Origin of the sequence: Halobacillus sp. GSS1 (genome assembly GCF_017307035.1) — a bacterium.
In the GTDB taxonomy this organism is placed as follows: Bacteria; Bacillota; Bacilli; order Bacillales; family Halobacillaceae; genus Halobacillus; species Halobacillus litoralis.
The window spans coordinates 119,297-132,989 of record NZ_JAFLHE010000001.1 but is presented as its reverse complement, the minus strand read 5'-3'; the positions used below and the strand labels follow the sequence as shown (position 1 = coordinate 132,989).

The window sequence follows — 13,693 nt, the reverse complement described above, 5'->3', positions numbered from 1 at the left end:
CATATCGAATTCACGCTTAAAATACAATCTTTGAAATACAAACGTAAATGAATTGATATATTCCGCGGGGTATATCCCTTGAATATGATAGAAAAAACACGTTCCTATGTTGTTTTCCACAGTGTTTCGTGAATTTCCTCTTAAATACGTTTATTTTTTTCTAAATTTCGTTAGCAATTTCTGGTCGATGACAATTCTTCTGACGATAGCAAGGTTTCTGAACAATCGGACGCCAAAGGCAAAGACAGCTGCAAGATAGAGATCCACGCCTAATTGAACTCCAAGAAAGGCAAGTAATGCAGCGAGTGTGATGGTGAAAAAGAAACCGGTCAGAAACACGGTGTCATCGAACGTCTTCTCCAACTGTGCCCTGATCCCGCCAAGAAGCGTGTCAAAAGCGGCCAAGACAGCAATGGATAAATAATCGGAATAGGCATCAGGTATACGGATATCCGTCAAGATGCCAAGGGTCACACCGATAATGAGAAATAAAAGGGGTAACCACAAATTAACCACCAGCTTCTTCTAAAATTTCTAAATGGAGAGGGTCATCATACTTGGGAAGTACCAATTGTTCTTTCACCTCAAATGTGATTTCCATATTGTCGATGTTGAATATGTCCTGTGTGGGACTTGCTTTCATGTGGTCCTGCAATTTTTCAGGATCTTCAGCCAGCACCTTAAGGGTCAGAGGGAGCGAACCGATCGGCCGATTATTTACATAGGTCGATCCATTTACATCCCTCACCGGAGTAAGGTTTGTCAATCGTTCATTCCCGATACTGATATCCTCAGCTCCATACGTATTCAGTTCATTTAAAAGTCGACTGAGGAGATGAGGAGATACGCGGGGATATTCCTGCCCTGAAGCCTCCTCATCAAAAATAGGACGAATGTTAAGTTCTACACCTGTCCCCGTTTTTTTCTGAAGGCCTATCTTGTTCTCCAAGGTCTCAATGGATCTCTTCAATGTCTCCACTTGCTCGCGTGATGATTGCTTTTCATAATTTTCAATGGTCTGATCAGCTCCAGCAATTTTCTCTAAGAGGTCCTGTTGGTGTTTCTGCTGTATTTTCAAATCTTCCCGTACTTCCCACACATCTCTTGTGTCTCTCATCTCTGTTTCATGGGAAGTGGTTTGAAACTGCACAGCTACCATAAATCCAATCAATAGAAAAATGATGGATAGGAGCCATTGTGTTCTACGCTTCATGTTGATCACCCTTCAGAGGATAGCCTCGCCTTCATTTCCAATTGGTTTTCTTTCGATAATTGCACATCAACATTTTCGCTGAGCAGTTGATCGACGACACCTCTGGTCAGGTTTAAGCTTGAATAGAGAACCTCTGGGTCGCCGATTGCAGAAATGACGAACGGAGCCGGGTGTTGGATCCCGTCCACAGTAATGACCGGTCCTGTACACGAAATATAACTATCTCTCATATACCTTTGGCCATTGATAGCAATGGCCTTTGCACCTGCACTAAGAAGTTCGTTAATCACACTATGAACATGGCTTTCGTGAACGATATACTGATTCACCTGATCATCATCGGGTATATATTCAGCATCGCTCAAAACGACTTCCACCCCTTGCCCTTCGACCGGAACCTCACCATTCAGCATCTGGAGCTTCTTTTTACGTTCAACGAAATCAGCTACCACCTGTTCACTTTCGGCCATCTCATTTTCAAAGTCTTGAATGGTATGCCGCTTCTCTTTTAACTCCTCACGCAGCTGTTTGTTCCGTTTTTCCATGTCCAGCAGCTGTTGTTGATAGAAGTATTCTTTTTCCCATTGAGAATCATTCAATTGAACCATCTGTGGTGAACTCTTTGTCAGTTGATAGCTGTAGCTGACAAGGAAACCTGAGATGAGTAGGACAAGAGATAAGATGATCGGTTTCCCTTTAAGTCTCTTCATCCGTGTTCTCCTCTTCCTCAACTGCATCTGATTCACTTTGCGCCTCTTCTTCTTCCGATTGAGGATACTCCTCGAAATAGGCCCCTACATCGATATGTATGATTCCCTCAGCTCCTTCATCAAGCTGGGCAACGATGGAAGGGTATGCCGGCATTTTTTCGGAAAAACTGCGGATCGAGGCTTGCACCTGATACCCATCATTCATGTAAAGAAGAATCTGATACGGATTCCCGTCACGAGGATCCCAATGGATTTCTGAAATGAGACTGCTTACACTTGATGGAAGTTCTTTTAATTCTTGTGAAATTTCTTTCAGATACGTTTCCTTATTGAACCCGGCAAGGATTGGAGCATCTCCTCCCGGTAGAGCTGTTTGTCCTTCCAAACGGGACCCATCTTCAAGAATGGCATGATAGGAACCATCCTGTTTGATGTAACCGATTCGTTCCGCTTCCTTCACTTCAATTAGAACATTGTTCGGAAAGGAACGGTCGATGGAAGCAAAGGTGATTTCTTGATGTGCCTCAATCTGCTGTTTCATCTCTTCTTCATCGACTCTCCAATAATTCGTGGATGTTGTGACTCCGGCAAGCTCGATAATTTCTTCCTCAGATACGTGATACTCACCTTCCACAACTATATGACGAACATTACTGAGTGGCGACTGGAGATAGATGACAGTCGCTATCAGCAAAAATAGAATAGTCAAATACAGAATCAAGCGACGATTGGCTTTTTTCCGCCTCGTCTGTTTTAATTTTGGTATGCGATCTTCTATGGAAACCACTTTTCTCTCTTCCATAACGGGCATTTCTCCTTATTGCTAGACACCCTTTACGCTGTTTGTCCTAGCTGTTTGAAAGAATGATGTTCCTCTAAAAGATGCCGAGCTTGCTCTACATCTATACGTTTCCCATTATATCACAAAAATAGAGTGAAATATTGATAGAGTTTTACTAGTTTCCTATCAATTTTATTACAGGAAAACCCGCATTTCGATGGGGTTCAAGTGATTTCGCTAAAATGGTTTACCCATTATCCACCTTAGATAAACTTACAATCATATATTTTTCTATATTTCTTCATCTTCAGCCACTTCTCTTTTGTTAAAACTCACTTTCAGCCTTCCATAATACCTTCCTAATGTTAAGAAAACCCATTACGATCAATAAAAAGAAGCCATGGACTTGACTCCATGACTTCTTTATTTTGTCGAGAAACGGCTGACGCTTAGGAGTAATCCCAGAGACGCTAAAGTCAGTGTCAGGGACGACCCTCCATAGCTGATTAGAGGAAGCGTGATTCCTGTGACGGGGATCAGGCCTGTCACTACACTGATATTGATCATAACTTGGATGCTGATCATCCCTACAATGCCAAGGGCAAGTAAAGAACCGAAAAGGTCCGGGGCAAGAAGACTTGCCCTGATCCCCCGCCATAAAAGAATAAAGAAAAGACCAAGGACGAGTAATCCTCCAAGGAACCCCAGTTCTTCAGCAAGAACTGCAAAAATAAAGTCCGTCTGAGGTTCAGGCAGGTAGAAAAACTTCTGCATACTATTTCCGAGTCCTAAACCCATTAGGCCGCCGGGACCGATGGCATATAAAGACTGGATGATCTGAAATCCTGCCCCTAAAGGGTCTTCCCATGGATGCAGGAACGCGGTGATCCTTTTTATACGGTAAGGAGCAGAAGCGATCAACCCGACCATTCCTGCTGCTCCTGCGCCGGCTATCCACATAAAATGACTGATCCTTGCCCCAGCTGTAAACAACATGACAAGGCATGTCCCGACCATGACGACACCTGTCCCTAAGTCAGGCTGAAGCATGATGAGTGCGAACGGGACCAAAATCAAGGCGAGAGCTGGAAGGAAACCTTGTTGGAAAGAGTTCATGAGCTTTTGGCGTTCGGATAAAAATCGTGCAAGGAAAAGGATCAAACCAAGTTTCATGAATTCTGATGGCTGGATGCTGAACATCCCCACCCCGATCCAACTTCGCGCCCCGCCGCGGACCATACCCACTCCTGGAATAAGTACGAGTATGAGAAATACAAGACACACGATCATAATGATCTTTGAATGTCCATGCCATACATAGTAAGGAATTCTTGATAATACAACCATGGCAATCAAACCGGCAACGGCAAAAAGAATCTGCCTTTTTGCGTAAAACCAAGGATCGTCAAACTTATATTCGGACCAGATGCTCGATGAGCTGTAAACCATCACCACCCCGATGATCAAAATTCCGAGTATGGCGGCCACCAACCATAAATCCGGCTTTTTTTCTTCCATAAAAAAAGCCCTACCTCCCATCTAAGTGGAAAACAGGGCTTAAGCTTGTCGCACAAAGCCCTTATTAGAGCTTATGCACCGCTTGGATAAACATGTTGCCTCTTTCTTCAAAAGTACGATACTGATCCCAGCTAGCACAAGCAGGTGAAAGGAGGATGACATCATCCTCTGCTGAGTATTGATACGCCTGCTCGACAGCTTCCTGCATCGTTTCAACTTTCGTAAATTCCTCAATACCAGCTTTCTTAGCCGTTTCGATTAATTGGTCAGCCGTTTCTCCAAACACGACCATGGCTTTGATCCCTTTCATGTATGGAATCAAAGATTCGAAACTTGTCCCCCTGTCAAGACCGCCCGCAAGCAGGATGACAGGATTCTCAAATGATTTTAAGGCATAAGAGGTCGCTAAAATATTCGTCGCTTTAGAATCATTGTAAAACAAACGATCATTTTTTTTCGTTACAAACTGCAGGCGGTGTTCCACACCCGCAAAGGTTGTCAATACCTTGACAATCGCTTCGTTGCGTATTCCATTCACTTTGACTGCTGCCACGGCAGCGAGGATGTTCTGCAGATTTTGTTCCCCTACTAAAACGATATCCTGTTTTTTCATTATCGGTTCATCTTCAAAGTAAATGAAAGTATCATCAGCCCAGGCACCTTCCCCTTCATTTCTAATAGAGAAAGGTACACGTTTCGCTTTCACATCGGGTAAGAAACCAGCGATACGTTCATCATCCGCATTGTAAACCAACGTGTCTTCAGCCGTTTGATTCGCAGTTATCTTTGCCTTTGCCTGATGATAATTTTCTAAAGTATGGTGATAATCCAGATGTGCTTCATAAAGGTTGAGCCACACAGCAATTTCAGGATGGAATTTTTCAGTCCCAAGTAATTGGAACGATGAAAGTTCGGTGACCATCGTTTCATCTGCCTCTGTACTTCTGGCCACTTCACAAGAAACATGACCAATATTGCCTGCAAGCGAAACCTTTTGTTGGTCTGCCTGAATCATTTCGTAGATCAATGTTGTGGTCGTCGTCTTCCCATTGGAACCGGTAACGGCTACAAAAGGCCCCTCATGGAGGAAGCTTGCCAATTCAACTTCGGTAACCACCGGGATATTCCGCTTCTCCGCTTCCGCGATGATAGGATTCTCATAAGGGATACCAGGATTCTTGACGAGGTAATCCACGTTGTCCAATACGGACAGCGGGTGCCCTCCTGTGATGACTTCGGCTCCTTTTTCGATTAGCGTACGCACGGCCGGGTCATTCTGGTCAGCCTTTAAATCATTGATTCGCACTTGGATGCTGCTGTCCAGGAATAACTCAGCAGCTGCTGTACCACTTTTCGCAAGCCCGAGGACCAGGACCTGCTGATATGGAAAGTTTTTTAATATTTTCATCCGAACATCACCTCTATATAAATGCCGATTACTGCAAAGACAAGTCCAACCGCCCAGAAAGTCGTCACAACACGCCATTCTGACCAGCCCTTCAATTCATAATGGTGATGAAGCGGACTCATTTTGAACACACGTTTCCCTGTCGTTTTAAAAGAGATGACCTGAATGATGACAGACAGGGTCTCAAGAACGAACACACCGCCGATAATGACAAGAATGAGTTCAAGTTTCGTTAAGATGGCGATGATCGCAATCGCTCCTCCTAATGCAAGCGATCCAGTATCTCCCATGAATACTTTTGCAGGATGAGCATTAAAGACAAGGAAACCAAGCAATGCTCCGACTATAGCAAGTGAGAAGATGGTGATTTCAACATTCATCTGACCTGCCCACGCTAAAATTGCGAAAGCACCAAAGGCGATCGCCGCCGTCCCAGCGAGCAGTCCATCAAGACCATCTGTCAGGTTCACAGCATTCGAGGCACCTACGAGCATAAACAGGATCAGTAAGGCGTAACCCCAGCCAAGATCTACTTCAAAAGTTGTGCCGGGAATACTAATATACGTTGGGAAGTCCGAGTTTCTTAGAATGAAATAAACAACGAGGGCAATGACGATCTGTCCGAGCATTTTCTGCTTTGATGTAAGACCCAGGTTCCTTTTCATAGCCACTTTTATATAATCATCCAGGAACCCAAGCAGCCCATACCCGACTAAAACAAATAACACAAGGAACATTTGTGTGTTCCCCGTGTCCGGGGTAAACCAAAAGGATGCAAGAATGGTAGTGATGACCACAGCTACTATGATCATCACCCCTCCCATTGTGGGGGTTCCCGATTTTTTCTGGTGGGACTCTGGACCCTCATCCCTAATAGCCTGACCGAACTTCAACCTTCTCAAAAAAGGGATGATCATCGGCGAGATCACAACAGTGATTGCGAATGAAATAGCCATAGTGATTAGTAGTATGTATTCGTTCATGTATAGTTCTCCTCCTTTTCCATCATCATCGCCTATCGATCAATCCACGAGATTCTCTAGTAATTCCTCAAGCTTCATTCCTCTGGAAGCTTTGATGAGTACGACTGTGTCCGCGGTTAACTCTTGACGGACGTGATGACTTAACGTTTGTTTGTTTTTAAAATGTTGCGTTTGAATGGAAGGGTGGTTTTTCTTGACGGCATCGGTTATAGCGTTGGAATCCTGACCAATCGTATAGACCGCATGGATCTTCTCATCGATGGCATCGGCTACGCTTCTATGAAGCGTTTCTGATTGTTCCCCTAACTCAAACATATCACCTAATATTAACACTTTCCTGCTTTTAGATGTCAATTGACTGACAACTTCAATAATAGCTTTCATGGAAGTCGGAGAAGCATTGTAGGCATCATTAATGATCAATGATCCTTTATGCCCCTCATGTTTTTCAAAACGCATGGCAGACATTTGCAACTGCCGGAACCCCTGCTGGATCTCTTCCGGAGATAACCCTAAGCGCTCCGCAAGAGCGATGACATATGTAGCATTTTTCACATTATGTTTCCCAGCCATAGGCAATTCAAAAGACTGCCCACCGACTTTAAACGTACTGTTTTCATCTGTCAATTGAAGAACCTCAGCCTGATAGTCAAGCTGGGCATCGAAACCGCATGTAACCGTCCATTCTTTAGACCTTTGTTCCTGCAATAATGGCTCATCTCCATCGAGAATTAAGGCCCCTTCTTTAGAAAGACCTTCTGTAATCTCAAGCTTCGCCCCTGCGATTGCTTCTCTGGAACCAAGATTCTCAATATGGGACTCACCGATGTTCGTTATGATGGCATACCTAGGTTCAGCAAGTTTGGATAAAACGGAAATTTCCCCTGCGCGATCCATTCCCATTTCCAGAACGACAGCTTCTGTTTCTGGATCCATGGCAAGGATCGTGAGAGGAAGACCGATATGATTATTGAAATTTCCAGCGGTCTTATGTGTTTTGTATTTGACTTGAAGGACAGATGCAGCCAGATCTTTCGTTGTAGTCTTTCCATTCGAACCGGTAACACCTACTACAACAGGATCTATCTTTTTCAAATAATAAGAGGCCACCTGCTGGAGAGCCTTCGTTGTGTCTTCCACGAAAAAGACCGGGAAATCTGTAGGTGTCAGCTTCGGCAAAGGTTGATCCTCCTGCCAAAGCGTGGCAACTGCTCCTTGTTTAATGGCATCTCCAAGAAAATGGTGCGCATCGAAATTCTCTCCCACAATCGGTACGAACAAGCTTTGTTTCGCTGTTTTCCGACTGTCTGTCATTACAGATCCAAGCTGAATCTGATCCGATGCTGCTCCTTGTTTTTTCGGAAAAAGTTTTGTAAGTTCGTTGACTTCTAAAATCATGATGGATGCTCCTTCATTTCTATTAATATTGTACGGGCCACCTCGCAATCATCGAAATGATGACGGATGCCTTTGATTTCCTGGTACGTTTCATGGCCTTTACCTGCAATTAAAACAACATCTCCCGTTTTCGCATGATGCAGCGCATATTTTATGGCCTCTTTTCGATCATCGATCTGTTTATAACGCCCTTTCACATGGGCGGTCATATCACGGAAGATCTGTTTAGGATCCTCTGTACGGGGGTTATCGTTGGTGAAAATAACCCGATCCGCATAATCGACACTTACTTTTGCCATCTCAGGACGTTTGCTGCGGTCACGGTCCCCTCCACACCCAACAACAACGGTGATGGTCCCTTTACATAGGTCCCTAAGCGTCTGCAACACGTTCTTCAAGGAATCTGGAGTATGGGCATAGTCTACGACAACACCGAACCCCTGCCCTTCTCTAACAGGTTCGAACCTCCCTCTGACACCTTTGGTCTCTTGAAAGGAATGCTGAATGGTTTCAAGGGGGACCCCTGATAGAATCGCGGCACTCGCTGCAGCTAACATATTATAAATACTGAACAGCCCCATTAGTGGACTCTTAATGGAGACCGATCCGATGGGAGTGGTCATAATGAAGGCAGTACCCGTTTCTGTCATCGTGTACTCCTCTGCTTTTACATCCGCCTGTTCGTAAATACCATAAGTTAACAACCCTTGTGAGGTAGAGCGGATAAATTTCCTGGCTTGAGGAGAGTCGTTATTGATGACAGCAAATTTCTCACGTTCCTTATTATACCCATTCCCTAATTGAGCGAACAATAGGGACTTTGCACGAAGATAATCATCAAAATTTTCATGATAATCCAGATGATCCTGCGTTAAATTCGTAAACACGGCAATATCGAAATCACAGCCGTACACCCTACCTTGATCAAGGGCGTGGGAAGACACTTCCATGATCGCATGATCAACGTCTGCCACATGCATTTTATGAAAATAACGCTGCAAGGTAAGTGCGTCCGGTGTCGTGTTTTTCACCGGGAACGTTTCTCCAGCAATATTCACCTGAATCGTTCCAATGATCCCCGTTTTCTTTTTATACTGCTGAAAAATTTCCTCAAGTAAATAAGTAATGGTCGTCTTGCCATTCGTGCCGGTCACTCCGATGACATGGAGAGACTCTGAAGGGCAGCCGTAAAAAGCAGCGGACGCCATAGCAAGTGCTCTTGACGTATCGTTTACAAGCACAATAGGAACAGGGACATCCACCTCTTCTTCAGCAATGACAGCCACGGCCCCGCGTTCCACTGCACCTTTCGCAAACCGGTGTCCATCCACATCCACCCCGCGGAGACAGACAAACACATCTCCCTGCTCTGTCGTCCTTGAATCCATAGAAAGGCCTGTGATGTGGAGGTCTGCCACTGATTTCGTCACTTTATAAAAAGGAATGTACCGCAAGAGTTTCTTCATTTTCATATGTGTCACCCTTACCTGCTCACAAGTTTTATTATACCAAACGTGGGTTTAATTCCCCAGATACACACGAATGGTCGAACCACTTGGCACTTTGACACCCGCTTCAGGCGCCTGTGTAATCACTTTGGACCCGCTTCCACTGACTTCCACTTCTAAGTTCAAAAGCATTTGATTTAACTCTTTTTTCTCCATCCCTGTAACATCAGGAATTTCCACTAACGGCTCATCCGGCCAGGAATATTCTTTTTCCAACCCGTCTTTCCTAGGTTCAACCCCTAAGGCGCGCAAACTGTCGCCCATGATGTTCCCGACAATCGGGGCAGCGACGACACCACCGAACTGAACGGTATTTTTCGGGTTGTCGATCGCTAGATAAACCACCAGTTCAGGGTCATCCGCTGGAGCGAAACCGATGAAGGATACAATGTGGTTATTTTCCATGTATCTGCCGTCTGGCCCGACTTTCTGAGCGGTACCGGTTTTTCCGCCGACACGATACCCCTCCACATAGGCGCCTCTCCCTGTCCCTTTAGCGACAACACTTTCGAGAGCACGGCGGATTTCAGCCGACGTTTCTTCAGAAATAATTCTCTCTTTCAGTTCAGGTTCATTTTTTTCTAACGTTTCACCACTGGTTGGGTCGAGCCATGCTTCCTGAATATAAGGCTCGTAATAATAACCCCCATTCACTGCTGCTGCGACAGCCATGACCTGTTGGATCGGTGTGACGGATACCCCTTGTCCGAAAGCCGTTGTCGCCTGCTCTACAGGACCAACATTCTCCGGCTTGAACAGAATTCCCTTTCCTTCCCCTTCAAGGTCAATGCCGGTCTTTTTACCGAAACCGAAGCGATCAATGTATTCAAAAAGCTTTTCTGTGCCCAGCCGCTGGCCGAGGGTGACAAAACCAGGGTTACAGGAGTTTTGAACGACTTCCAGGTACGTTTGATCCCCATGCCCGCCTCGCTTCCAACATCGGAGAGTGGCTCCGTCCACTTTGATCGAACCGGAGTCATGGAAATGTTCTTCATCAAGATCGACGAGGTCTTCCTCCAAAGCGGCGGCAAGCGTAATAATTTTAAAAGTGGAACCAGGCTCATACGTACTCCATACGGGCAGGTTCCTATTGTAGACTTCCGGTTTCACTTCCTGATAGTTGGCTGGGTCGAAATTAGGACGAGTCGCCATCCCCACCACTTTCCCTGTATCAGGATCCACCGCTAACGCCACTGCTCCATCAGGGTTGTATCTAGCCTGAGCGATATCAAGCTCGCGTTCCATAATCGATTGGACCTTGTAATCAATTGTCAATTGCAGGTCTTTTCCATCTTCGGGCGGCTTATAAATATCTGCCATATCCGGCATCCTCTTCCCTTTAGCATCGGAGAAAAAAGACAACGCCCCTTTTTCTCCCCTCAATTCATCATCATAGTACGCTTCTAAGCCAAGCAGCCCCTGATTATCTATGCCGCTGAACCCAAGAACATGCGAAAGGAAAGAGCCGTGAGGATAATATCTCTTCGAATCTTCGGCAATGTACACACCAGGCATCTGCAATGATTGGATGGCCTCCGCCTGTGCCTCACTTATTTTACGTCCCTCTGGGTGGATTCTTTCAATCGAGGTCACTTTCGTCACGTGAGAATAAGCCTTCTCTTCGCTCATGTCCAAAATCTGCGCGAGACTTTTTGCTGTCTGCTCTGCATCTTTGATTTGTCTCGGGACCACCATAACGGTCGGAGCTGATTGATTACCGACGAGCACTTCACCATTCGAATCGAGAATCTTCCCCCGCTCCGGTTCGAAAGTAATATCCCGGCTCCATGATTCCTCCGCCTTTGAAATGAGGAAGTCACTTAAGAAGAACTGGACGTATCCAAGCCTCCCTGCGATGACAAAAAAAATAACCATTCCAACAAGAAAGACAGCGACTAATCGTTTCTTTACGACCACTTGTGATACTCGTCTCATCTTAATAACTCCTTTTTGAAGTCAATAGAGTCAGCTTGTATCACTATATGCAATCTAGAAACGATTAGAACACTGCCTGGAATGGTGTTACTCCTCTCTCGGAGGAGCTAATTCTACGACTAAATAGCCGCCTTCTTTTATGCTGGAGCCTTCGGGGATGCTTTGCTTTTCAACAAAACCGTTCCCCATCGTCTCGATATTCAGGTTGAAATGCTTCACAATTCTGTGTACATCACGAGCTGAATATCCTGTCAAATCAGGCATGGCCGGTTTATCTGTAATGACCATAACTCTTTGATTTTCTACGGCTTTAGAGCCCGTTTCTGGAAGGACGGCGGTTACCTCGCCACCGTTCCCAATCACTTCTACATGGGAGAACATTTTTTCCAGTTCATCTTTTGCCTTAGACGTGCCTTTCCCGACTACATCCGGAATGGTCAATGGGGATACCGATTCATCCACCTCTTTATCCGGTTGGATATCCATGTAATGGAGACTGTTTTCAAGCACAGTCCTCGTAATGTAAGAAACAGGCTCAGAACCTAACTCCGTAACTTCCAGGTCCGGCTGCTGAACAGCGACGTACATAAGTAGTTCCGGATCCTCTTTCGGGGCCATGCCCATGAAGGAGAAGATGTAGTTGTTCCGGCCAGTCAAATAACTTCCATTCTCAATCATCTGAGCCGTTCCTGTTTTCCCTGCAAGGGTGTAGTCATCTAGTTTGAACGACTGAGCGGTTCCTTGTTCAGACGTGACGACGGTACCCATAAGCTCACGCATTTGTTTCGCTGTGCTTTCTGAAATAGGTTGTCCGATTTCTTCCGGCTTGTTTTCCTTTAACACTTCTCCGGTTTCACTTGAAGTGATCTTCGACAACATATACGGGCGCATCATTTGGCCATCATTCGCAACAGATGTCGCAGCCGTCATCAATTGGATCGCTGTGAAAGTAGACCCTTGTCCAAACGAAGTGGTTGCCTGTTCAGAGGCCTTGTTGTAAACAAAACGTCCGTTCTTTTCATTCGGAAGGTCGATGCCTGTCTTTTCATCAAAATTAAAATCGCTCAAGTATTTTCGTAGTTTCGTAGGACCAAGAACCTCCAGGGCGATTTTTGAGGAAGCGACATTAGAAGATCGTTGAAACCCTTCATCAAAAGTAATAGAACCCCAGCCTTGATCATTGTTATGATCCCCGATGGTATGGCCGGGAACTTTATACGTACCTGACTCGTACATATCGCTCCCCTTATAAACGCCTTCTTCCATAGCAGCAGCCCATGTGAATATTTTCATTGTTGACCCGGGCTCAAAGGTGTAGGAAACAAGATCGTTATACCAGTTATCAACCTCACCAATATCGTTCGGATTATAACTAGGACGGTTACTCATCGCTAAGATCTCACCCGTATCTGGATCCATGACCGCAGCCATGATTTTTTCCGGACTATACTGCTCATCCACCTGTGACAAAGCATCTTCTAAGAACGTTTGTATTTTTTGATCGATGGTCAAATGAACATCGTTTCCGTTTTTAGGTTCTGTCATTACTTCATTCGGATCTAACAGTTTCGTTCCGTACTTGTCCCGTTCATAACTGATCTTACCCTTTTCTTCCTGCAGATGCTTCTCCATCTGCTTCTCCACCCCTGTCACCCCGTTGATGTTTCCATCCTGGCTGCGGGCGAAGCCGATGACATGCGACGCAAATTTACCATTAGGGTAATACCGCTTCGACTCTTGCTTGAAGGCAATGCCATTCAACTCAAGCTCTTCAATTTCATCTTTCGTCTCTTGGGAGATAGAACGTCCACTGGAGCCGAATTCGACTTGGAAACGTTCATTTTCCTGCCCTTCCTCGATCGTTTTTCTAATTTCACTTGCTTCCATATCCAGTAGTGGAGCCAGTTTCTCTGCTGTTTCACCTGCATCCGTAACGTGTCTCGGTGGATCGAGGTTAACAGAGTATTCCGGATCTACGATGGCATAAATTCTATAAGTAGGCCGGTCATATGCCAGCACCATACCGTTTTTATCAAAGATTTTACCTCTGTCAGCATCGATTTCATAAGAGCTTGTACGAATATCTTCCGCCCATTTCTGCAAGTCGACACCTTCCACCGTCTCTGCTGTCTCAATATAAATGAAACGCCCCGCAATGATGAAAAATACAATCGCAAAGGCAATCATCAATAATGCGGAGCTTTTATTACTGTTCTGTTTTTTCATGAGGAAATCACCA

The 13,693-nt window shown here is 45.2% G+C and carries 11 protein-coding genes; all 11 read right to left on the bottom strand.

The features are described from left to right. Window positions 1-150: 150 nt before the first annotated feature. The 11 genes from J0K78_RS00690 to J0K78_RS00640 all read right to left on the bottom strand — a co-directional run bounded on the left by J0K78_RS00690 (window position 151) and on the right by J0K78_RS00640 (window position 13,680). The gene (locus tag J0K78_RS00690; protein ID WP_206945874.1) at window positions 151-507 is read right to left on the bottom strand and encodes a small basic family protein; all 357 of its coding nucleotides are present in this window, start codon (window positions 505-507) and stop codon (window positions 151-153) included. 1 nt (window position 508) lies between these two features. Beyond that, window positions 509-1,213 carry a DUF881 domain-containing protein gene (locus tag J0K78_RS00685; protein WP_206944980.1) on the bottom strand — a complete coding sequence of 235 codons (705 nt, stop codon included), beginning with the start codon at window positions 1,211-1,213 and terminating at the stop codon, window positions 509-511. Window positions 1,214-1,218: 5 nt separating this feature from the next. Then, complete coding sequence (locus J0K78_RS00680; protein ID WP_206944979.1) at window positions 1,219-1,923, bottom strand: DUF881 domain-containing protein; 705 nt, start codon at window positions 1,921-1,923, stop codon at window positions 1,219-1,221. Beyond that, window positions 1,910-2,725 carry a cell division protein FtsQ/DivIB gene (locus tag J0K78_RS00675; protein WP_160913045.1) on the bottom strand — a complete coding sequence of 272 codons (816 nt, stop codon included), beginning with the start codon at window positions 2,723-2,725 and terminating at the stop codon, window positions 1,910-1,912. The genes J0K78_RS00680 and J0K78_RS00675 overlap by 14 nt, the downstream gene beginning before the upstream one ends. Window positions 2,726-3,127: 402 nt before the next feature. Further along, a complete protein-coding gene (gene spoVE, locus J0K78_RS00670) occupies window positions 3,128-4,222 on the bottom strand; it encodes a stage V sporulation protein E (RefSeq protein WP_206944978.1) in 1,095 nt (364 codons plus the stop codon). A gap of 64 nt (window positions 4,223-4,286) precedes the next feature. Then, on the bottom strand, window positions 4,287-5,630 hold the full coding sequence (gene murD, locus J0K78_RS00665) for a UDP-N-acetylmuramoyl-L-alanine--D-glutamate ligase (RefSeq protein ID WP_206944977.1): 1,344 nt from the start codon (window positions 5,628-5,630) through the stop codon (window positions 4,287-4,289). Next, on the bottom strand, window positions 5,627-6,613 hold the full coding sequence (gene mraY, locus J0K78_RS00660) for a phospho-N-acetylmuramoyl-pentapeptide-transferase (protein ID WP_206944976.1): 987 nt from the start codon (window positions 6,611-6,613) through the stop codon (window positions 5,627-5,629). The genes murD and mraY overlap by 4 nt, the downstream gene beginning before the upstream one ends. 39 nt (window positions 6,614-6,652) lie before the next feature. Beyond that, window positions 6,653-8,011 carry a UDP-N-acetylmuramoyl-tripeptide--D-alanyl-D-alanine ligase gene (locus J0K78_RS00655; RefSeq protein ID WP_206944975.1) on the bottom strand — a complete coding sequence of 453 codons (1,359 nt, stop codon included), beginning with the start codon at window positions 8,009-8,011 and terminating at the stop codon, window positions 6,653-6,655. Further along, window positions 8,008-9,483, bottom strand: coding sequence for a UDP-N-acetylmuramoyl-L-alanyl-D-glutamate--2,6-diaminopimelate ligase (locus tag J0K78_RS00650; protein WP_206944974.1), 1,476 nt, complete (start codon window positions 9,481-9,483; stop codon window positions 8,008-8,010). The genes J0K78_RS00655 and J0K78_RS00650 overlap by 4 nt, the downstream gene beginning before the upstream one ends. A 48-nt stretch (window positions 9,484-9,531) precedes the next feature. Next, window positions 9,532-11,454 carry a stage V sporulation protein D gene (locus J0K78_RS00645; RefSeq protein ID WP_206944973.1) on the bottom strand — a complete coding sequence of 641 codons (1,923 nt, stop codon included), beginning with the start codon at window positions 11,452-11,454 and terminating at the stop codon, window positions 9,532-9,534. A gap of 87 nt (window positions 11,455-11,541) precedes the next feature. Continuing rightward, window positions 11,542-13,680 (bottom strand): penicillin-binding protein, encoded by a 2,139-nt coding sequence (locus J0K78_RS00640; protein WP_206944972.1) that lies wholly within the window; start codon window positions 13,678-13,680, stop codon window positions 11,542-11,544. Window positions 13,681-13,693 lie beyond the last annotated feature (13 nt).